The 20582-nt window shown below is 67.7% G+C and carries 19 protein-coding genes; 10 read left to right on the top strand and 9 right to left on the bottom strand.

Annotation, left to right across the window (positions count from 1 at the left end; all coding sequences use genetic code 11):
• Positions 1 to 40: 40 nt before the first annotated feature.
• The gene (locus FHT19_RS11655) at positions 41 to 2308 is read left to right on the top strand and encodes a TonB-dependent receptor (RefSeq protein WP_169475251.1); all 2268 of its coding nucleotides are present in this window, start codon (positions 41 to 43) and stop codon (positions 2306 to 2308) included.
• A 75-nt stretch (positions 2309 to 2383) separates the two neighbouring features.
• On the opposite strand, the gene arsB is transcribed toward FHT19_RS11655, so the two are convergent.
• The 5 genes from arsB to FHT19_RS11630 all read right to left on the bottom strand — a co-directional run bounded on the left by arsB (position 2384) and on the right by FHT19_RS11630 (position 6584).
• Positions 2384 to 3430: an ACR3 family arsenite efflux transporter gene (gene arsB, locus FHT19_RS11650; RefSeq protein ID WP_169475250.1), complete on the bottom strand. Its 1047-nt coding sequence runs from the start codon at positions 3428 to 3430 to the stop codon at positions 2384 to 2386.
• Between the two features lie 3 nt (positions 3431 to 3433).
• Positions 3434 to 3874 carry an arsenate reductase (glutaredoxin) gene (gene arsC / locus FHT19_RS11645; RefSeq protein ID WP_169475249.1) on the bottom strand — a complete coding sequence of 147 codons (441 nt, stop codon included), beginning with the start codon at positions 3872 to 3874 and terminating at the stop codon, positions 3434 to 3436.
• A 13-nt stretch (positions 3875 to 3887) separates the two neighbouring features.
• Entirely contained in the window at positions 3888 to 4220 is a 333-nt protein-coding gene (locus FHT19_RS11640) for a metalloregulator ArsR/SmtB family transcription factor (RefSeq protein WP_168557436.1), read from the bottom strand.
• Positions 4221 to 4326: 106 nt separating this feature from the next.
• Positions 4327 to 5298, bottom strand: coding sequence for an ornithine cyclodeaminase family protein (locus FHT19_RS11635; protein WP_169475248.1), 972 nt, complete (start codon positions 5296 to 5298; stop codon positions 4327 to 4329).
• Positions 5295 to 6584 (bottom strand): aminotransferase class V-fold PLP-dependent enzyme, encoded by a 1290-nt coding sequence (locus FHT19_RS11630; protein ID WP_248290418.1) that lies wholly within the window; start codon positions 6582 to 6584, stop codon positions 5295 to 5297. The genes FHT19_RS11635 and FHT19_RS11630 overlap by 4 nt, the downstream gene beginning before the upstream one ends.
• Before the next feature lie 181 nt (positions 6585 to 6765).
• Here FHT19_RS11630 and FHT19_RS11625 point away from each other — a divergent pair, with 181 nt between their 5' ends.
• From FHT19_RS11625 to FHT19_RS11615, 3 genes are all read left to right on the top strand, one after another.
• The gene (locus FHT19_RS11625; RefSeq protein ID WP_168557438.1) at positions 6766 to 7248 is read left to right on the top strand and encodes an Lrp/AsnC family transcriptional regulator; all 483 of its coding nucleotides are present in this window, start codon (positions 6766 to 6768) and stop codon (positions 7246 to 7248) included.
• Between the two features lie 88 nt (positions 7249 to 7336).
• Positions 7337 to 8002, top strand: a complete 666-nt coding sequence (gene nfsB, locus FHT19_RS11620) for an oxygen-insensitive NAD(P)H nitroreductase (RefSeq protein ID WP_210425759.1) — start codon at positions 7337 to 7339, stop codon at positions 8000 to 8002.
• An 80-nt stretch (positions 8003 to 8082) separates the two neighbouring features.
• Positions 8083 to 11124, top strand: coding sequence for a sensor histidine kinase (locus FHT19_RS11615; protein ID WP_169475247.1), 3042 nt, complete (start codon positions 8083 to 8085; stop codon positions 11122 to 11124).
• On the opposite strand, the gene pip is transcribed toward FHT19_RS11615, so the two are convergent.
• Together pip and FHT19_RS11605 are read right to left on the bottom strand one after the other, a co-directional pair.
• Complete coding sequence (gene pip, locus FHT19_RS11610) at positions 11112 to 12056, bottom strand: prolyl aminopeptidase (RefSeq protein WP_169475246.1); 945 nt, start codon at positions 12054 to 12056, stop codon at positions 11112 to 11114. The two genes, FHT19_RS11615 and pip, sit on opposite strands and share 13 nt — an antisense overlap.
• Positions 12057 to 12086: 30 nt before the next feature.
• Positions 12087 to 13283 carry an MFS transporter gene (locus FHT19_RS11605; RefSeq protein WP_248290454.1) on the bottom strand — a complete coding sequence of 399 codons (1197 nt, stop codon included), beginning with the start codon at positions 13281 to 13283 and terminating at the stop codon, positions 12087 to 12089.
• Positions 13284 to 13502: 219 nt separating this feature from the next.
• On the opposite strand from FHT19_RS11605, the gene FHT19_RS11600 reads away from it, so the two are divergent.
• The 6 genes from FHT19_RS11600 (at position 13503) to FHT19_RS11575 (ending at position 18501) form a co-directional block, all read left to right on the top strand.
• On the top strand, positions 13503 to 14219 hold the full coding sequence (locus FHT19_RS11600) for a TetR/AcrR family transcriptional regulator (protein ID WP_168557443.1): 717 nt from the start codon (positions 13503 to 13505) through the stop codon (positions 14217 to 14219).
• On the top strand, positions 14216 to 15073 hold the full coding sequence (locus FHT19_RS11595; protein ID WP_169475244.1) for an alpha/beta hydrolase: 858 nt from the start codon (positions 14216 to 14218) through the stop codon (positions 15071 to 15073). The genes FHT19_RS11600 and FHT19_RS11595 overlap by 4 nt, the downstream gene beginning before the upstream one ends.
• A gap of 66 nt (positions 15074 to 15139) precedes the next feature.
• The gene (locus tag FHT19_RS11590; RefSeq protein WP_169475243.1) at positions 15140 to 16048 is read left to right on the top strand and encodes a LysR family transcriptional regulator; all 909 of its coding nucleotides are present in this window, start codon (positions 15140 to 15142) and stop codon (positions 16046 to 16048) included.
• Between the two features lie 86 nt (positions 16049 to 16134).
• Positions 16135 to 17322 (top strand): MFS transporter, encoded by a 1188-nt coding sequence (locus FHT19_RS11585; RefSeq protein ID WP_169475242.1) that lies wholly within the window; start codon positions 16135 to 16137, stop codon positions 17320 to 17322.
• A complete protein-coding gene (locus FHT19_RS11580) occupies positions 17319 to 17735 on the top strand; it encodes a cupin domain-containing protein (protein WP_169475241.1) in 417 nt (138 codons plus the stop codon). The genes FHT19_RS11585 and FHT19_RS11580 overlap by 4 nt, the downstream gene beginning before the upstream one ends.
• 121 nt (positions 17736 to 17856) lie before the next feature.
• A complete protein-coding gene (locus tag FHT19_RS11575; protein WP_168557448.1) occupies positions 17857 to 18501 on the top strand; it encodes an XRE family transcriptional regulator in 645 nt (214 codons plus the stop codon).
• A 1-nt stretch (position 18502) separates the two neighbouring features.
• Here the strand turns inward: FHT19_RS11575 and FHT19_RS11570 are convergent, their stop codons facing one another.
• Positions 18503 to 19288 carry an N-acyl homoserine lactonase family protein gene (locus tag FHT19_RS11570; protein WP_169475486.1) on the bottom strand — a complete coding sequence of 262 codons (786 nt, stop codon included), beginning with the start codon at positions 19286 to 19288 and terminating at the stop codon, positions 18503 to 18505.
• Positions 19288 to 20532: an MFS transporter gene (locus tag FHT19_RS11565; protein ID WP_169475240.1), complete on the bottom strand. Its 1245-nt coding sequence runs from the start codon at positions 20530 to 20532 to the stop codon at positions 19288 to 19290. The genes FHT19_RS11570 and FHT19_RS11565 overlap by 1 nt, the downstream gene beginning before the upstream one ends.
• Positions 20533 to 20582: the final 50 nt, after the last annotated feature.

Here is a 20582-nt window from a genome sequence, read left to right as displayed (position 1 = left end):
TCTTGCCGATAACGAACCAACCAGAACAATGAGGGCATCCATGCAGACCAACACCACCGGCGCCTTCCGCCGTCGATCCGCCCTGGCCCTGGCCCTGGCGCCGATCCTTTCCAGCGGCCTGGCCCTTGGCGCCCACGCGCAAACCGCCGCGCCGGATGCGCCGCAGGCCAACGCCGATGATTCAGGCGAGACGATCATCGTCACCGCGCTCAAGACCAGCCAGCGCCTGATCGACGTGCCTGCCCCGGTCACCGCGCTGTCGGCCAGCACGCTTACCCAGCAGAACCTCACCAACATCCGCGATTACTTCAACCGCATCCCCGGCCTGCAATATTCCGGCCAGGCCGTGCACAGCCTGTCGCTGCGCGGCATTACCACCGGCGGGGCCACCAATCCCACGCTGGCCGTGCTGGTTGACGATGTGCCCTTCGGTTCGGCCACGGCCAACGGCGATACCGACATTCCCGATTTCGACCCGGCGATCCTTTCGCGCATCGAAGTGCTGCGCGGCCCGCAGGGCACGCTCTATGGCGCGGCCAGCCTGGGCGGCATCATCAAGTACGTGACGCAAGACCCCAGCACCACGCAATTCACCGGGCGGGTGGAAGCGGGCGTGTCCACCGTGGCCCACGGCGGCCAGGGCAATTCGCTGCGCGGCTCGTTCAACGTGCCGCTGATCAAGGACCGCGTTGCGCTGGCGGTTAGCGGTTTCTATCGCCGCGATCCGGCCTGGGTGGACAACACCGACAGCAACACCGGGCAATTCCTGGCCAACGCCAACCACCAGCGCCAATGGGGCGGCCGCGCCGCGCTGCTGCTGCGCCCGGTCGATAACCTGACGATCACGCTCAGCGCCATTCGCCAGCGCCTGCGCACCGAGAACAGCGGGTTGGTCGATTTCAAGTCCGACACCGATTTCAACAGCGTCAACGCCGATCCCTATTCGGTCACCCGCGTGCTGGGCCAGCCCAGCCGCAGCCAGTTCGATGTCTATTCCGCGCGCGCCGTGCTCGATCTGGGCAAAGTCCAGGTCACCTCGGTCACCGGCTGGAATGTCAACGAATCCGTGCCCTACCAGGATCTCACCAGCATCTTCGGCGGATTGCTCGGCCGCTATTACGACGGGCTGTCCTCGGTCTTCCTGACCAATTCGCATCGCGCCGCGCGCTTTTCGCAGGAACTGCGCCTCTCGGGCAGCAGCACCACGCTCGACTGGATGCTCGGCGGGTTCTATTCGGTCGAACACGCCAACATCTCGCAGACCATGCTGCTGATGAACGCCAGTGGCGGCCTGATCGACACGCCTTATGTCGGTGCCGGGCCTTCCACTTATCGCGAACTGGCCGCCTTCGGCACGGTGACCGGGCATCTGGCGCCCGGCCTCGATCTGCAAGTGGGCGGCCGCTATGCCCACAACAAGCAGGACAATCTCTCCACCGTCGTCACCACCGGCGTCGCGCAATATATCTTCGGCTTTTCCAGCAGCGAAGAACACCGCACGTCGGAAAGCCCGTTCACCTGGCTGGTTTCGCCCAGCTGGCACATCACGCCCGACGTGATGGTCTATGCGCGCGTGGCCAACGGCTATCGCCCTGGCGGCACCAACACCCTGGCCGATGGCGTGCCCGGCACCTATCGGTCTGACCGCGTGGTCAACTATGAAGCGGGCGCCAAGGGTTCGGTGCTGGAGGGCAAGCTCGATTTCGACCTCTCGGTGTTCCAGATCGACTGGACCCGCATCCAGTTGCAGAACACCTCTGCCAACGAGCTGACGTTCACCACCAACGGCGCCAAGGCGCGCAGCCGCGGCGTGGAACTGGCCGGAACGGTGCGGCCGTGGAAGGGCGGCGCCATCAGCGGCAATGCCACGTTCACCGATGCCGTGCTGACCCAGGCCCTGCCGGCGGCCACCGATGGCGGTTCCGCGCTGGTGGGTGCCAAGGGCGATCGCCTGCCCAATTCGGCGCGCTTTACCGCCAATATCGGGCTCGACCAGAAAGTGCCGCTGGGCGATGGCATCAGCGGCTCGCTGGGCGTGAACTATGCCTGGACGGGCAAGCGGCCGGGCGATTTCCTCAACAGCCTCGCTGCCGCGGGCCGCGAGCGCCAGATGCTGCCCAGCTATGGCCAGCTCGACGTGCGCGCCGGCGTGGCGCTGGATGCGGGGTGGAGCGTCAACGTGTTTGCCCGCAACCTGACCGACGAACGCGCCGTGCTCTATGCGATCAACCGCAACGGCACCACGGCGCCCTATGGTCGCTACATCCCGCCCCGCACGGTCGGCGTGCAGTTCGCCGGTTCCTTCTGACCGGCCAATCCCCCGAAACATTCGGGTCGCAACGGTCCGCTGCCTCCATTCCACGGAGGCAGCGGATTTGCCGTTTCAGGCCGCCGCCCGCGCTTCATACCAGCCACGCGTGGCTTTTACGGCGCCCACGATCGACAGCATGACCGGCACTTCCACCAGCACGCCCACGACTGTTGCCAGCGCCGCCCCCGATTTGAGGCCGAACAGGCCGATCGCCGCCGCCACGGCCAGCTCGAAGAAGTTGGATGCCCCGATCAGCGCAGCAGGCGCCGCCACGCACCAGGCCACCCCCATGCGCCGCGACAGCCAATAGGCCAGCGCGGCATTGCCATAGACCTGGATCAGGATCGGCACCGCCAGCAGCGCGATCACCAGCGGCTGCGCCAGGATGGCCTGCCCCTGGAACCCGAACAGCAAGACCAGCATGGTGAGCAGCGACACCAGCGAAACCGGGCCAAGCGCCGCCAGCAGCCGCGCCAAAGCGGCCTCTCCGCCCCCCTTGAGCCCACCACGCGCCAGCACCGCCCGGCGCAACACTTGCGCGACGATCACCGGCACCACGATATAGAGCATGACCGACAAGAGCAGCGTCGCCCACGGCACCTGCACCGCTGCCACGCCCAGCAGCAGGCCGACCAGCGGCGCGAACAGGAACATCATGATCACATCGTTGAGCGCCACCTGCGAAAGCGTGAAAGTCGGCTCGCCATCGCACAAGTTGGACCAGACGAAGACCATCGCGGTGCAGGGCGCCGCCGCCAGCAGGATCAGGCCCGCGATATAGGATGGCCCCTGCCCCGCCGGCAGCCACGGCGCGAACAGCCAGCCGATGAACAGCGTGCCCAGCGCGGCCATGGAAAACGGCTTGACCGCCCAGTTGATGAACAGGGTGACGCCCACCCCTTTCCAATGCTGCCGCACCGTACCCAATGCGGCAAAATCGATCTTGAGCAGCATCGGCACGATCATCAGCCAGATCAGGACGGCCACCACCAGGTTGACCTGTGCCAGTTGCGCGGCGGCGATGGCGGCGAACAGCCCCGGCACGATCTGCCCCAGGGCAATGCCGGCCACGATGCACAGTGCGACCCACAGCGAAAGATAGCGTTCGAACCTGCCCATGGCTCAGATCACGCGCTGGCCGGCGGCATCGACCACGGCCTGCCCGTCTTCCTTGGCAAACGCGCCTTGCTGCTCGGCAGGCAGCAGATCCAGCACCGCTTCGGACGGACGGCACAGTTTCACGCCCAGCGGGGAAACCACCAGCGGTCGGTTGATCAGGATCGGATGGGCGATCATCGCATCGATCAGCGCATGGTCCGTCAGCGCGGGATCATCCAGCCCCAGTTCGGCATAAGGCGTGCCTTTCTCGCGCAGCAACGCGCGCGGGGAAATCCCGGCGCGCACGATCAACTGCGTCAGCAGCGCGCGCGATGGCGGGGTTTTCAGATATTCGATCACGTGCGGTTCGATCCCCGCATTGCGGATCATCGCCAGCGCATTGCGCGAAGTGCCGCATTCGGGATTGTGATAGATGACGATATCCACGCTCGTGTCTGCGTGCATTGGGCGGTTCCTTTCAGCAACAGGGAGAAAGCGCCGCAATCAGCGGCGCGCAGAGCGCGGCATTGCCCGCGCAGCAATCGGTGACCAGAAACAGCGTCAGCGCGCGCAGCCCATCCAGGTCTGCCCGATAGACGATCGTGCGCCCCTGCCGATCGGCCCGCACCAGCCCGGCTCGCGCCAGAATGCCCAGGTGCGCCGACATGGTGTTCTGCGGAACATCCAGCAGCCGTGCGATCTCGCCGGCCGGCAACCCCTCGGGCTCGTGCCGCACCAGCAACCGAAACCCGTCAAGCCGCGTTCCCTGCGCCAGCGCACCCAGCGCCGCTATGGCCGAATCATTATCCATATATCCGGATTAATGGATATATCAGGGTTTGGCCAGCCAAGCCTGCACGCCCGCCCGCCTGCAGGAGGGGCGGGGGAAGAAATTTTCCCATGGAGCTGGAAAAAGCCTACCCCGCGCGCACGCGCTCCAGCAGCAACTGCGCGGCGGCCAGGTCCTGCACCGCGTGGCCGAGCGACTTGTAAAGCGTGATATCCTGCGCGTTCCGGCGGCCGGGCACGTGGCCCAGCAGCACTTCGCCGATCTCGGCCACGATATGCGCATCGTCCACCGCGCCGGCGGCGCGGGCGACCAGGAATTCGGCGGCGGCTTCGCGGGCGTTGGCCTTGCTGTCGGCGATATAGCGCGCGGCAGCGACAAGTGCGGTGTCGGCTTCCACCGGGCCCGGCGCGCTCGATCCCACCAGGTTGACGTGGGTGCCGGGCTGCACCCATTGCCCCAGCAGGATCGGCTGGGCCGCGCCGCTCACGGTGCAGATCACGTCGGCCTGCGCCACCGCATCTGGCGCGTCGGGTGCCACGGCCACGGGCAGGCGATCCTGCCATTCCTGCACCACCGCCGCCGCGCGGGCGGGATCGCGGCCCCAGATCAGGATGCGCTCGAAGTGGTGGACCAGCGGCAGCGCGGCCAGGTGGGTGTGGGCCTGCCCGCCGGTGCCCATGATCAGCAACACGCGCGCATCGGCGCGAGCCAGGGCGCGGGTGGCCACGGCCGTGGCGGCGGCAGTGCGGATATGGGTCACCGCCTCGGCATCGACCACGGCCACGGGGCGGCCTTCCGTCGGCTCGAACAGGGTGATCACCCCGCGATGGCGGCGCTGGCCCGGCCGGGCGGGATCGGCGAACACGCTGATCAGCTTGGCCCCGAACATGCCATCGTCCGCCAGGCTCGCGGTCATCTGGGCAAAGGTGCGCCCTTCGCCCATGTGGATCATGGTGCGCGGCAATTGCCGCGTGGCGCCGCCCGAAAGCGCGCGCATGGCCGCCTCCATGGCCGCGATGCAGGCAGGATAATCGAGCAGGCGATGCACGCTCTCGCCATCGATGAACACCAGGTCTTGCGCCATCTTGGCCTCTTTCATGCGCGCGGCAGCGCCGCCAGGAACCGGTCTATATCGGCATCGTCGTTCTGCACCGAAGGCGTCAGGCGAAAGCGGTTGGCCGAAAGCGTCAGCTTCACCCCCGCCGCAGCCATCGCCGGGCCGATCTTGGCGCGGGCATCGGCGCAGATCGCGGTCACGATCGGTGCCCGGCATTCGGGCGGGGTCATCACTGTATAGCCGCGCGCGGGCAGTTCGGCCTTGAGCCGGGCGACCAGCCCTTGCGCATGGGCCTGGATGCGCGCCACCCCCGTGGCCATGATCCAGTCGAGCGAATGGTGCAATTGCGCGATCACCGCATGGCTATGGGTGCCTAAGGCAAAGCGGCCGGTGGCATTGTCGGCAAAGGCATAGTCGGCCACCGCCGCCCCCGGCGGATCGAGCGGATAGATATGCGGCTGGAACGTATCGATACCGTAATAGCCATAGGCGCAACGCTTGAGCCGCGGCCACACATCGCGCCGCACATAGAGGAACCCCAGCCCGAAATCGCCCATCAGCCACTTGTACGAAGCGCAGGCGGCGAAATCGACGCCGCTGGCTTTCACGTCCACCGGCACGCAGCCGGCGGCATGGATCATGTCGGCATAGACCAGCGCGCCATGGGCATGGGCCAGGTCGCACACGGCTTTGAGGTCATGCTCGAACCCGTTGATCGTGGACACGTGCGAAAGCGCCACCAGCCGCGCCCCGGCCGCCAGAGCCTTGGCCATGTCTTCCATGCGGATACGCCCATCCACCGCCCGCACCCAGGTGACGTTCACCCCCTGCCGCGCCATTTCTTCATACAGCGGGATGGAGCCGAAGAAATGCAGCGTGTCGGTCACCACGCGGGCGCCGCCGTTGCCCGGCAGGTCCAGCGCGCGCAGCACCATCTGCTCGGCGGCCGTGGTGCTTTGCACATACGTCACTTCATCAGGATCGGCGTTGATCAGCCGGGCGAACTTGGCCAGCAGGCCTTCCTCGTCCAGGTCATAGCCTTGCGCCGCCGGGTCCAGCCGTCGCTTGGCCAGATAAGTCTCGATAGCGGCCTGGCCACCCAGGCTCAGCGGGTGCTGCGATCCATTGTCGAGGTAGGCAAGGCTGGTCGGCGCAAAGGCGGCGCGGGCCGGCAGCGCGGTCGCGGTTGGCGCGGTTGCGGCCGCGGCGCGCGCGGCCTGCGGGCCGGCTGCCATGCCGGCGGCCACGCCCGCGCCCAGCCCCTGAATCGCCTGGCGCCGCGTCAGCCCCGCGCCCGCCATCGCCTCTGTGCCCTGCTTGTATGCCATGTTGCCTTGCATAGCCGCCGACCGCTGCCAATTCATGCCGTTTCGCAGCGGGTTTGCGCATAACCATGCCGGGCAGCGACGGTCCGCGTCGTTCATGCAGGTAAACCATGCATTTCGTCGATATTATCTTGTGTTGTGCTGCAGCCCGGATAGCTGTTGCGCAAATTACAGGAATTTCCGCATGGCCGAACCGCTCAGCCCGATCGATCTCAAGATCCTGGACCAGATCCAGAAGGATGCCAGCCTTTCCACCACCGAACTGGCCGAAAAAGTGGGCCTGTCGCAATCGCCGTGCTGGCGGCGCCTGCAACGGCTGCGCGAGGAAGGCTATATCAAGGGCCAGGTCGCCCTGCTCGATCGCAAGCAGCTGGGCGATGCGATCATTGTCTTTGCCACGCTCAAGATGGCCGCGCTTTCCGACAAGCAGCGCGAGGATTTCCTGCGCAAGATCGAAATCACGCCCGAGATCCTGGAGTGCCACACCATTTTCGGCGAGCGCGACATCATGATCAAGGTGATCGCGCAATCGCTGGAATGGTATCAGAAATTCATCTTCAAGGTGGTGCTCAAGCTGCCCGGGGTGATCGATATCGTATCCACCGTCACGCTTTCGGAATTGAAGCACACCACGGCCATTCCCGTGCGCGGTTTTGCCAGCGTCTGACGATCTCGGCGATCGTGCCCCCTGGATACCGGCCGGGGCAATACCCATAGACGGGAACGTTCAACACCCGTTGCCCATGGAGTGCCGCTTGTCCGATATTCTTGCCACTGCCCGCACGCGCCACACGGCCAAGGCCTATGACCCGGCCCGCCGCATCAGCGACGCCGATATCGCCACGTTGGAAAACCTGCTGCGCTTCAGCCCGTCGAGCACCAATCTGCAACCCTGGCATTTCATCATCGCCGGAACCGCTCAAGGCAAGGAGCGCGTAGCCAAGGCGGCACAGGAACGCTTTGCCTTCAATGCCAAGGCGATCCGCGATGCCTCCCACGTCGTCGTCTTTGCCAGCCTGATCGATGCCAGCGCGCAGCACATCGCCCGCATCACTGCGCAGGAAGAAGCCGACGGCCGCTTTGCCCCCGATCCCGAAGCGATGAAGGCGCGCGTCCATGCCGGCCGCCTGACCTTTTCGGGGCTGCACAAGTATGAACTGCGCGACCAGCAGCACTGGCTGGACAAGCAGGTCTACCTCAACCTCGGGCAGTTCCTGCTCGGCGCGGCGACACTGGGCATCGATGCCACGCCGATGGAAGGGGTGGACACGCGCATCCTCGACGCGGAATTTGCCTTGCGCGAAAAAGGCTTCAACAGCCTGTTCGTGGTCGCCCTGGGCTATGCCGACAAGGACGCCGATTACAACGGGCGCCTGCCCAAGTCGCGCTTGCCGCTCGAAACCATCATCACCCACGTCTGACCGGGTCGGCCCGCGCCGGGTGACGGCCTGCGCCCGTCCCCGGCGCGAAGGGGCACTTGCACAAGCGCGCGCGATTGCCGATGGGGATTGGCGAGGGCACGGTGCAGATGCAAGGCAAACCCCCAATTCGATGGCCCGCGCGCGCCGGTGCCCTGGCGCTGGCGGCATGGTGCGGCGTGGCGGTGCCGGCCGCGCCCACGCCCGCCGGGCAGGCAGCGCCAACACCGCCGCCGGCCTGGATGCACCACGCCTGGACCGCGCGCGATCACGCCCCGCGCTTTGTCCAGTCGCTGGCACAGGACCGCGACGGTTTCCTGTGGGTCGGCAGCGTCGAGGGGCTGTTCCGGTTCGACGGCACCACGTTCGAGCCGGTCCCGCCCCCGCCGGGCCACCCGCGCGCCGCCACGGCCGTCAGCGCCCTTGCCGCCGCGCCCGATGGCACGATCTGGCTGGGCTATGCCGGGGGCGGCGGCGTTGCCGTCTATCGCCAGGGCCGGCTGCACGATGCCGGGCGGCCGGGCAACGCCGGCGAAATCACGCGGATCGTGATCGGTGCCGACGGGCAGCCCTGGATCGCGGCGGGAGACGCCGATCATGCGGTCTATCGCCACACCCCGGCCGGCTGGCAGGCGGTAGAATCCGCAAGCTTCGACCAGCACGATACCGAGCCGCAACTGCTCTCGCGCACGGGCACGCTGTGGTTCGGCACCTGGGGCGGGCCGCTGTCCTACTGGCGCGGCGGGTCAGGACCGGTGCAGCCACACGTCACGCCGTTTGCCGGGCCGGGCGGCGGGGCATTGGCGCAGACCACCGATGGCGCGCTCTACGCCATCGATAACGCCGGCCTGCATGCCCTGCCCCCCTATGACATGGGCAGCACGGCGGCGCCGCCGCGCGCGCTGTTGGCAGCGTCCGCGCTGCCTCCGGCCGATTTCTATCGTGCAGTGGCCGATCCGTTCGGCCGGATCTGGGCCACCACGTTCCTGTCAGGCGTGGTGGCGATCTGGCCGCGTACCGGCGCGCTTGAACATATCGACGAGCGCCAGGGCCTCACCTCGAACCGCGCCTCGCCCATCCTGGCCGACCGCGACGGCAATATCTGGGTCGGTACCGAACGCGGGCTCGATCGCTTTTCCCCCACCCCGCTGCGCAGCCTGGCGATGCTGGGCCCGCGCGCGGCCATGGGCATTTCCGCCGCCGCGCAGGATGGCCGGGTCTATTTCGCCAATGGGCCGGCCGTGTTCGTGGCAGACGCTGGCCAAAGCCCACGCCTGCTCACGCGCCTTGGCGATGGCGTGGCCGGCCTGTGCGCGGGAAGCGGCGGCGATGTCTGGGCGATGCTGTCGGAAAGCGCGGTGGCGATTGCCGGGCCCCATCGCGGGCAGTCCCGCCGCCTGCCCGGCCATGTGACCGAACTGTTCGATTGCGCCGTGGCCCCGGACGGCGTGCTGTGGTTCACGGCCAACGGGCTTGGCCTCTCCCGTTATGTCGGCGGCCGCTGGGAAAACGTGCCGGTCGATACCCGGCTGGGCGTGCCGCAGAACCTGGCGTTCGACCGGCAGGGCCGCCTGGTGATGATCCTGGGCCGGCGGGCCATCGCCCGGCTCGACCATGGCGCGCTGACCGTGTGGGACGGGGCGCGCATCGGCTTTGAACGGCCGACCTCGCTGGCCGTGCGCGATGACGATGTGCTGGTGGGCGGGGGCACGGGGCTGCTCCGGCTGTCGGATGGCAGCGTGCAGATCCTGGACGTGCGCGATCACCCCTGGCTGTTCGATACGCGCGGCGCGATCAGCACGCCCGCAGGCGAAACCTGGCTGCTGGGCTATCACGGGCTCGTCCGCGTTGCCACGGCCGCACTTGACCGGGCCTTTGCCGCGCCCACCCGCCCGATTGCCCACACGACGTTCGATGAAGACGATCGCCGCATCGCGCTGCCCCAGCGCAGCGCGGCGCGACAGATCGTGGGCGACGGCACCGACCGTGTCTTCGTGCTGACCCGCTCGGGCGTACTCGAAGCCCGCAGTTGGTCCAGCCCGCTGCCGGAGGCGCCGTTCCGCCTGTTCGTGCGTGCACTGGGCGCCAACGGCCGGGATTGGCCAGCCGGGCCAAACATCGCCTTGCCCCAGGGCACCAGCCAGGTCACGATCCGCTATGGCGTGCTCGATCTGGCCACGGCCAGCCAGCGGCGCTTTCGCGTGCGCCTGTCCGGACCCGCAGGACTGGACGATGCGTGGACCGCCAATGGCACGGCGCCGGAAATCTCCTATGCCAACCTGGTGCCCGGCACCTATCGGTTCGACGTGCAGACCACCGACCGGCAAGGCGAATGGCAGGCGCAAGGCGCCAGCCTGGCCTTCACCATCCGCGCCGCGTTCTGGCAGACCGTGTGGTTCCGCCTGGGGCTCGCCGCCCTGGTCCTGCTCCTGGCACGGGCGCTCTACGTTCAGCGCACCCGTGTCTTGCTGGCCCGCGCGCGTGCCAAGCGCGAAGGCCAGATGGCCGAGCGCGAGCGCATCGCGCGCGAATTGCACGACACCCTGCTGCAAGGCGTCCAGGGGTTGATGCTGCGGTTCGAAGCCGTGGCCGCACGCGGCGCACTTGATCGCGCGACGCGCGCCGAACTCGATGCCGTGCTGGAACGCGGCGACGATGTCGTTACCGCCGCGCGCGAACGGGTGATCGACTTGCGCAGCCAGACAGCCTCGGCGGTGGACCTGGCGCAGGCGATGGGGCCGATCTGCGCCGATGATGGCCTGGTTCCCGCGGCCAGCCTGCGCATCACCGGAAGGCCGCGCGTGATCGATGCGGCCGTGGCCGAGGATATCCTTGCCGTGGTGCAGGAAGCGCTGGTCAATGCCCGCCGCCATGCCCGCGCCCAAGGCATTGCCGTGCTGCTCCATTTCGGACCGCGCGCGCTGATCGTGCGCATTGCCGACGATGGCGTGGGCTTTGCCGGCGCCTTCGGGTCTGCGCCGCAGGCGGCTCCGGGGCATTTCGGGCTGGTCGGCATGCGCGAACGCGCCCATCGCCTCAAAGCGCGGATCGATATCCGCAACGGCGCAGCCGGCGGCGCGGTGGTGGAACTGCGCGTGCCGGCAGCCCTCGCCTATCGGGCGTAGCGATCGGTCGCGCGGATCAACTGGTCCAGGATTCCCGGCTCGGAAAAAGCATGGCCGGCCCCTTCGACCAGGTGAAACTCCGCCTCGGGCCAGGCCTCGTGCAGCGCCCAGGCATAATGCGCCGGACAGGGCATGTCGTATCGCCCGTGCACGATCGTGGCGGGAATGTGCCGCAACGCCTGCGCCCCGCGCAGCAGTTGCCCCGGCTCCAGCCAGCAGCCGTGGACGAAGAAATGCGTTTCGATCCGCGCAAAGGCCAGGGCGAAATGGCCGTCATCATGCTGCGCGCTGTTGCCGGCATCGGGCAGCAGGGTGATCGTCTCGCCTTCATACAGGCTCCACGCCCGCGCTGCCGCGATGCGGTCCTCCATCGGCCCGGTGGTCAACCGGCGATGATAGGCACCCAGCATGTCGCCGCGCTCCTCGGGCGGGATCGGGGCGGCAAAGCGGGCATACTTGTCGGGAAACATCTGCGACACCCCGAACTGATAGAACCAGTCCAGCTCTTCCTTGGAACACAGATAGATGCCGCGCAGCACCATGGCACTGACGCGCGCGGTGTGCGCCTGGGCATAGGCCAGCGCGAGCGTGGAACCCCACGATCCGCCGAACACCAGCCATTGCTCCGCGCCTACCAGCGCGCGCAGCCGCTCGATGTCGGCAACCAGGTGCCAGGTGGTGTTGGCCTCCAGCCCCGCATGCGGGGTCGATCGGCCGCAGCCACGCTGGTCGAACAGCAGCACGTCATAACGGGCCGGGTCGAACAGGCGGCGGTGGGTGGGCGAAATGCCGCCACCGGGCCCGCCGTGCAGGAAAACGGCGGGGGTGGCGCCGGGCGTGCCACAGCGCTCGTAATAGATGTGATGGCCCTCACCGGTATCGAGCGTGCCGGTTTCATAGGGTTCGATCGGGGGATAGAGCGTGCGCAACATGGCGCCTTGTTGCGCTGGCCGGCGCGAAAATCAATCCACCCACTCGCGCTGCAGGTGCCGCGCGCCCAGCAGCATCAGCACCGCCGCCAGCAGATAGAACCCCAACCCGATCTGGATCGCCTGGCGCAGCGCATCGTTGCCGAAATGCGGGGTGAGCAGGTCGGACAGCTTGCCGATCGTCAAGGAGCCCAGCCCCACCCCGATGAGGTTGTTGATCAGCAGGAACGCAGCCGAAGCCGTCGCCCGCATCGGCGCCGGCACCAGGTGCTGTACCGCCGTCAGGATCGGGCCGAGCCAGATATAGACCAGTGCCTGGGGCAGCAGGAACAGCCAGAACGCCAGGCCCGCCCCGCTCGCATGCAACCCGGCCACGAACAGCGGCACCCCGGCGAGGAACGCAAGGGCCGGAACGCGGGCATAGGCCGCGCGGCTGCGCGTACCCAGCCAATCGGCCAGAACGCCGCCCGCCAGCACCCCGGCCGTGCCGCCGACCAGCAGGAGCAGGCCGAAGAACTGCGAGGTTTGCACCAGATCGAGCCCGAACGAGCGGCGCATCAGCGAGGGCAGCCAGAACGCCAGGCCATAGCCCATCATCGAACACGACGCCGCGCCGAACGAGAGCAGCCAGAAACTGCGCTTGCCCGCCAGGATCGCCAGCACCGCGCGCATCGCCGGCGCCGCGCCCGGCGTGGGCCGGCGTGGGTCGCACACGCCCCAGGCGAACAGCGGCGTGAACACCAGCCCCGCCAGCCCCACCGCCAGGAACGCCGCGCGCCAGTTCACCGCTGCCGCGACATAACCACCCAGCAGGATGCCCGCGGCCGAGCCGAGCGGAATGCCCAGCGAATAGATCGCCAGCGCCCGTGCCCGGCGATGGGGCGGAAAAGTATCGGAAATCAACGCATAGGACGGTGCGACGCCGCCCGCCTCGCCCACGCCCACCCCCAGGCGGCAGGCAAACATCGCCCAAAAGCCACCCGCCAGGCCGCACAGCGCGGTAAAGGCGCTCCACACCGCGAGCGATGCGGCGATCACCCGCGTGCGGCCGCGCCGGTCGGCCAACCAGGCCAGCGGCAAGCCCATGGTGGAATAGAGCAAGGCAAAGGCAAAGCCGCCCAGCGCGCCCAGTTGCGTGTCGCTCAGCCCCAGGTCCGCCTTGATCGGCCCGGCAAGGATGCCCAGGATCTGCCGGTCGATGAAATTGAACGTATAGACCACCAGCAGCATCGCGAGCACAAAGGCAGGCGAGCGGACAAAAGCCGCGCGCCCCGCGGTGTCGTTGGCCAAGGCATCGTCCAGTCTTGGGGCAGCGGGCATCGTTCTCTCCCATTGAGCCTGGCAGGGGCTTGGCTGTAGCTTGCACTGCCGGTCGGTTCCGGCTTAATAGTGAAAAATGAATCACGCTTCAAATTAGAAAGCGCCCGCCCTTTGAGAAAGCAGCTGTCCATGGCTGAAACAACGATTTCTCCCGCGGCCTCCGCCGCCACGGCCGCCTCGTCTGCGCCGGCAGCTGCCCCGGCACGGGCCTCCAAAGTGCCCAAGACGGAGCGCGGGCGGCGCACCTTGCGCGCGCTGCTCAATGCCGCGGCCGAAGAATTCGGCGAAAAGGGCTTCCACGATGCAGCGATCAGCCAGATCACCGCGCGCGCCGGTGTCGCCACCGGCAGCTTCTACGTCTATTTCGACAGCAAGGAAGCGATCTTCCAGGCGCTGGTGCGCGATCTTTCGGGCCAGGTGAAGGACTTTGTCGGCCCCAGCATCGCCGCGGCGCCCAACCAGCTTGCCGCCGAGCAAGCCGGCCAGCTCGCCTACCTGAAATTCGTGCGCCAACACAAAGAGATCTACCGCATCATCGACGAATCCGAATTCGTCGATCCGGCCGCCTATCGCGAACACTACACCAATTCGGCCGCGCGCATCGCCGCCCGGCTCGAAGCGGCGGCGCAGCGCGGGGAAATCCGCGCGGGCGACAGCGAAGTGCGCGCCTGGGCGATCATGGGCATGAACGTGTTCCTGGGCCTGCGCTTTGGCGTGTGGGGCAACGAGACACCCGAAGCGGTGGTGCAGGAGACCGGGCGGCTGCTTGCCCATGGCCTGACGCCCGCAGCAGGCGACAATGGCGGACCTGGCGAGGGCGATATGGACCGGGACGGCGCGGCATGAGCGGCTTTGCCGCCCGCCACTGGACCACGGCCGATGGCCTTGCCCTGTTCGCGCGCGATTACCCCGCCCTGCCCGGCCCGGCGCGCCTGCCGGTGGTGTGCCTCCATGGCCTCACGCGCAATTCGCGCGATTTTGCCGCGCTCGCCCCCTGGCTTGCTGCGCGCCAGCGCCGCGTGCTCGCGCTCGACATGCGTGGGCGCGGCCAATCGGCGCGCGATCCCCAGGCGCGCTATGACCTTGGCATTTATGCCGATGACGTGGTGGCGCTGCTCGATGCACTGGGCATCGCGCGGGCGCTGTTCGTCGGCACGTCGATGGGCGGGCTGATCACGGTGGAGCTGGCCACGCGCCACCCCGCGCTGGTGGCCGGCGCGGTGATCAACGACATTGGCCCGCAACTGGCGCCCCAGGGCCTGGCGCGCATTGCCGGCTATGTCGGCAAGGGCGAGCCGCTGCCCGATTGGCAGGCCGCGGCCCAGGCCTGCGCGCGCCTCAATGCCGATGTCTTTCCCCACTATGGCCCGGCGCAATGGCTGGCCATGGCCCACCGCCTGTTCCGCGAAGAACAGGGCCGGATCGTGGCCGATTACGATCCCGCCATCGCCCAGGGCTTCACCCGGATCGTGGCAGATCCCGATCCCTGGGGCAAATGGCACGCCTTTGCCCAAGATCGCCCGGTGCTGTTGGTGCGCGGCACGGCAACCGATCTCCTCGCGCCAGAGGTGGCCGAGGCAATGGTCGCGGACAAGCCGCAGGCAACCCTGACGCTGGTCCCCGGCATCGGCCATGCCCCGATGCTGGACGAACCAGCCGCCCTGGCCGCGCTGGAAGTGTTCTTCGCCGGCACACCCTAGGCGGCGTGGGGATGTAGCCCACGGCAAGCCTTGCCAAAACCGGCAGCCCGGCGCACCCCACCGATCATGACCTTGCATCGCACCGACCTTGCCGACTTCAACACGTTCCTGGTCCTGGCGCGCCACCGCAATTTCCGGCGCGCCGGGCTCGAGATCGGGGTCAGTGCCTCGGCCATCAGCCATGCGCTCAAGGGCATGGAAGCGCGCCTTGGCGTTCGCCTGCTCAACCGCACCAGCCGCAGCGTGACGCTGACCGCGGCGGGCGAGGAACTGCAGGCGGCGTTGCAGGAACCGTTCTCGATGATCGGCGAGGCCGTCGAGCGGCTCAATCGCTTGCGCGACGAACCGACCGGCCACATCCGGCTCAACGTGCTGGAACACGCCGCCACCCTGCTGCTCGCCAAAGTGCTGCCAACCTTTACCGAGCGCTATCCCGGCGTGCGGATCGATATCGCGGTGGCCAATGCCATGCAGGACGTGGTGGGCGAAGGCTTCGACGCCGGCATCCGCTATGGCGGAACCGTGCCGGAAGACATGATCGCCCGGCGCCTTTCGGCCGATCTGCGCTGGGTGGTGGTGGGCGCGCCGGCCTATCTCGAACGGTTCGGCGTGCCGCAACATCCCCAAGACCTCGCAAACCACCGGTGCCTGCGCATCCGGCTGGGCGATGACAGCATCTATCACTGGGAATTCGAGCGCGAGGGCGCGGTGATCGCCATCGACGTGCCCGGCGCGATCACCGTGGACCAGACCGCGTTCGCGCTTGCCCTGGTGCGCGAGGGCGCGGCCCTGATGTACCTGCCCGAACCCTGCGTTGCGGCAAGCGTGGCGCGCGGCGAAATGCAGGTGGTGCTACGCGAATGGTCGTCGCATGGCGAAGGCTTCCACATCTATTATCCCAGCCGGCACCAGCTGCCCACCGGCTTGCGCCTGTTGATCGACCTGGTGCGCGAAATGCAGCCCTTGGGCCTGTAGCGCCGTGCCAGCGATGAACAGCATTCATCGCTGCATCAAGGCTGCGCCAGCTCCAACCGGATCAGCGGGGGCGCTATGTCGCGCCCATGGCAACGACCGACCAAACCACCGCGCACTGGGGCGCCGTCCTGGCATTGACGCTTTGCGTCTCCACGCTGATCGCCTCGGAATTCATGCCGGTCAGCCTGCTGACGCCGATCGCGGCCGATCTGCGCCTTAGCGAGGGCACGGCCGGGCAGGCCATCGCGGTTTCCGGATTGTTCGCGGTGCTCACCAGCCTTGGCATCGCGCGCGCCAGCGCCGGGATCGACCGTCGCCATCTGCTCCTGGGATTGACGCTCGTGATGCTCGTTTCGGGCGCCATGGTTGCCTTCGCGCCGAACTTCGGCGTGTTCATGGCCGGCCGGGCGCTGGTTGGCGTGGTCATCGGCGGCTTCTGGTCGATGTCCACGGCCACGATCATGCGCCTGGTCCCCCCGCCAGACGTGCCGCGCGCGCTGGCCCTGCTCAATGGCGGGAATGCCCTGGCCACCACGATCGCCGCCCCGCTCGGCAGTTTCCTGGGCCAATTCATCGGCTGGCGCTGGACTTTCTTCATGGTCGTGCCGCTTGCCGCGCTGACCTTTGCGTGGAAATGGCTGGCGCTACCGGCGATGCCATCGGATCGCCAGGCCAAGCCGGCCCTTACCCTGGCCCTGCTTGCCCGCGCCGAGGTGCGCCGGGGCATGGCCGCCGTCGCCTTGCTGTTCGCCGGGCAATTCGCGGTGTTCACCTATTTGCGCCCGTTCCTGGAACAGCACGTCCATGTCGGGGTCTCGCTGCTCTCGCTGATCCTGCTGGGCATGGGCATCGCCGGCGTGCTCGGCAATGGCTTGATCGGCCGGCTGGTCGCCCACAGCCTTGCCCAGGCGCTGATCCTGCCGCCGCTTGTGCTCGCGCTGATCGCCGCCCTGCTCATCGCGGTGGGCACCCATGCCCCCCTCGTCGCCGTGCTGCTGGCCCTGTGGGGCCTGACGGGCACGCCCGCGCCCGTGGCATGGTGGACGTGGATGGCGCGCACCCTGCCCGATGACGCCGAAGCCGCCGGCGGCCTCATGGTCGCAGTAATCCAGCTGGCGATCACGCTGGGCGCGGCAGGTGGCGGATTGCTGTTCGATGCCTTTGGCTTTGCCGCCGCATTCCTGGCCGGTGCCTTGCTTCTGGTCGGCTCGGCGCTGCTGGGCCTGGCCGACGCGCGCCACGCTTCCCCGCTTCCCGAAAGGAGCAACGCATGATCCTCTATCGCAATGGTACCCGCCCCTCGCAGCCCGGCCCGGCGGAATGGTTCACCGGCCGCGTGCGCATCGATCCGCTCAACACCGCGCCCGCGCCGTCCCGCCACGGCTGCGCCAGCGTGACATTCGAACCCGGCGCTCGCACCGCCTGGCACAGCCACCCGCTGGGCCAGACACTGGTGGTCACCGCCGGCACCGGCTGGACCCAGTGCGAAGGCGAACCCATTGTCGAAATCCGCGCGGGTGACGTGATCTGGTGCCCGCCCGGCCATCGCCATTGGCACGGCGCGACGGCCACCACCGCGATGACCCACATCGCCATCCAGGAAGCGCACGACGGCAGCTTCGTCACCTGGATGGAGCACGTGAGCGACGCGCAATATCTTTCGGCCGGGCAAGACCACGACAACTAATGTGCGCGGGGTCCAAGTCCCCACGCATTCTTGCCTCCTGTTGCAGAATACGGCTTCCCGCGTGCCGCGCGACGTGCCATGCGCTTTTAGGAAAGAAATTTTCCCAACTGACGGATCTGACATGGCGCGCGGCAACCAGGGCGAAGAAGCACTTGCGATCGGCAAGCGGTTGCGCGCGATCCGCCGCGCGCAAAACGCCACGCTGGCCGATGTCAGTGCCCGCGCGGGCGTTTCGATCTCGGCCCTGTCGAAGATCGAAAACGCGCAGATTTCCGCCAGTTATGATATTCTCAAGCGGGCCTGCGACGCACTGGGCGTGGGGATCGAAGATATCGTCTCGGCCACGGCCAAGAGCCAGCTTTCCGGGCGCAAGACGGTGACGCGGCGGGGCGAAGGCGAACAGTTCCGCTCCGATCAATACGACTATCGCATCCACGCCAGCGAAATTTCAAAGAAGGCGATGATCCCCTTCGAAATGGTCATCCGCGCCCGCAAGGTGGAGGATTTCGACCACTGGAGCCAGCACGAGGGCGAGGAATTCGTCTATGTGCTGGACGGCGCGATCGAGATTCACACCGAACACTATGCCCCGTTCCGCCTGGCGGCCGGGGAAAGCGCCTATTTCGACAGCAGCATGAAGCACCTCTATCTCGCGGTGGGCGACGCCGATGCACGTGTGCTGTCGATCTCGCACGATCCCGCCTCGGCCGAGAGGCGGCCGGTTTCCACTTATATGCATCCCTCCACCCGGCAAGTGCCGGCGTGATCTAGGCGTAGAATTCGGGCGCCAGGCGCATCTGCTGGATCGCCACCGGATCGTGGAACAGCAGCATCGTGGCATCGTGTTCGCGCTGCAGGGCCTTGAGCCGGCGGATCGCGGCGAGCGCGGCCATGTCGTCGCAGCATTCGCCCGGCAGCACTTCATCGACGAAATTCTCGGCCAGGTCGCCCGCGTCGAACGGCAGGATCACCACGCCGGTCTGCGGCAGGGTGATCACGGCCGATTGATGGCCCTGGGTATGGCCGCGCGTATCGATCAGCGCCAGGCCGGGCATGGCCTGCCAATCCCCGTCGCGCAGATCCCAGTCAAGGCCCGGCAGGTCATAGTCGGAACGGATATAGGCAAGGCCCGGATCGGCGGCAAAGGCCTGTTCATATTCGCGCCGCTGCACCGAAATGCGCGCATGGGTCAGTTGTCCCAGATAGCCGCAATGGTCGTAATGCAGGTGCGAGAGGATGACGTGGCCGATATCGCCCAGGCCGAGGCCGATCTGCGCCAGTTGCTGCGCCATATCGTGCATCGACCGCACCACCGGCGGGGTCATGCCATATTGGCCAAAGCACGCGTGGCGCCGCACCGGATCGGTGATGTTGTCGGGGTTCATCCCGCCATCGAGCAGGACCCAGCCGTGATCGGTATCGAGCAGATAGGCGCAGACCGGTTCGCTCAGGATGAAGCGCCCGCCCAGGTTGCGCGTCGAAATCGTCTTGGGCAGGATTTCAAAGCCGCAGAGCAGCACGAACAGCCGGCGCACGGCCGTGGTGGGCGTCATCACGATTGCTCTTGCTCCCTGGGCGCTACGTTGGGCAGCGCCAGTGCTGCCAGGGCAAGGCCGCCGCTGGCCAGCAGCACATAGCCGATCCACCCCGCCATGCCGAAATAGATCGCCGGGGCCAGAAACGAGAGCAGCGAGATTGCTTGCCCGACCACCCCCGAAACCGTGCCGCGGCGATTGGTCCCTGCAGCAGCGCCCGCTTGCGCCAGCGCGGGCAACTGCGCCATCGCCACCGCGCCCAAGCCGCTGAATGCCAGCAGCCAGGCGAACAGCGCGGCGGTGGCAAGCGCCAGGCTGCCACCCGGCCAGAACAGCAGCGCCTGCGCCAGGGCGCCGGCCACGGCCAGGCCGGCGAACAGCACGCGCCGCTGCCCGGCCCGGGCCAGCACGGCGCCTGCCGCCAGCCCGCCCAGCATCATCGCCACGCCCTTGGCCGCGGCCACCACCGTGGCCGATTCGGCCATCGACGCGCCATGCACCCGCGCCAGCCAGGCTGGCGCGACCAGGCTGGTGCCATAGGAAATCGCCGATGGCACAGCCACCGCCAGCGCCAGCCGCAGCACCCCCGGCTGGCGCAGCACCAGGCCCAGCTCGCGCCAGGCGGCCCGCCGATCAGGCAAGCCCCCCGCCTGTACTGGACGCGCCGGGACCAGATGGGGAAGCGCCAGCGCCCACAGCCCCAGGATGCCGAGCAAGGCACCATGCAGCGCCAGCGGCAGCACCCAATGCCCGGTCTGGGCAAACGGCGCGCCCAGCACCAGGCCCAGGGCAAAACCGGCGGGCGCATAGGTGGACCACAGTGCCATGGCCCGCACCTGCCGCCCGCCACGATAGGCTGCGGCGAGCAGCGCAGGCGCGGCTACGCTGATCCCGGTAAAGGCCAGGCCCGACAGCAGCAGCGCGGCATAGAGCGCGGCCGGGCTGCCGCCCGCCACGGCCAGCGCATCGGCGAGGCCCCCGGCCAGCCCGGACCAGACCAGCACACGGCGCGCACCAACGCGATCGACCAGCGCGCCGCAGGGCACCGCCAGCAGCGCCGAAGGCAGCGAAAACAGTGCCAGGCCTTGCCCGATCTGCGCCGCTGTCAGCCCCAGCGCCCCGGCCAGGTCGAGCGTCAGCGCCGCAACCACGCCCACTTGCGCCATGCTCGCCAAAGTCAGCGCATAAGCCAGGGCGAGCACGGACCAGCCACGCGATGTGGCAGGATCGGCTACAGCGGAAGAAGCGGCAAGGGAGCACATGGGAACAAGGCTGGCACGTTTTCCTGATTTTCAAAAGTTGGAAAATTAGT

The sequence above is a fragment of the Novosphingobium sp. SG919 genome (genome assembly GCF_012932495.1).
GTDB classification, from domain to species: Bacteria; Pseudomonadota; Alphaproteobacteria; order Sphingomonadales; family Sphingomonadaceae; genus Novosphingobium; species Novosphingobium rhizosphaerae.
Note: the sequence above shows the minus strand (reverse complement) of the source record. Positions and strands in the feature narration are given on the sequence as shown.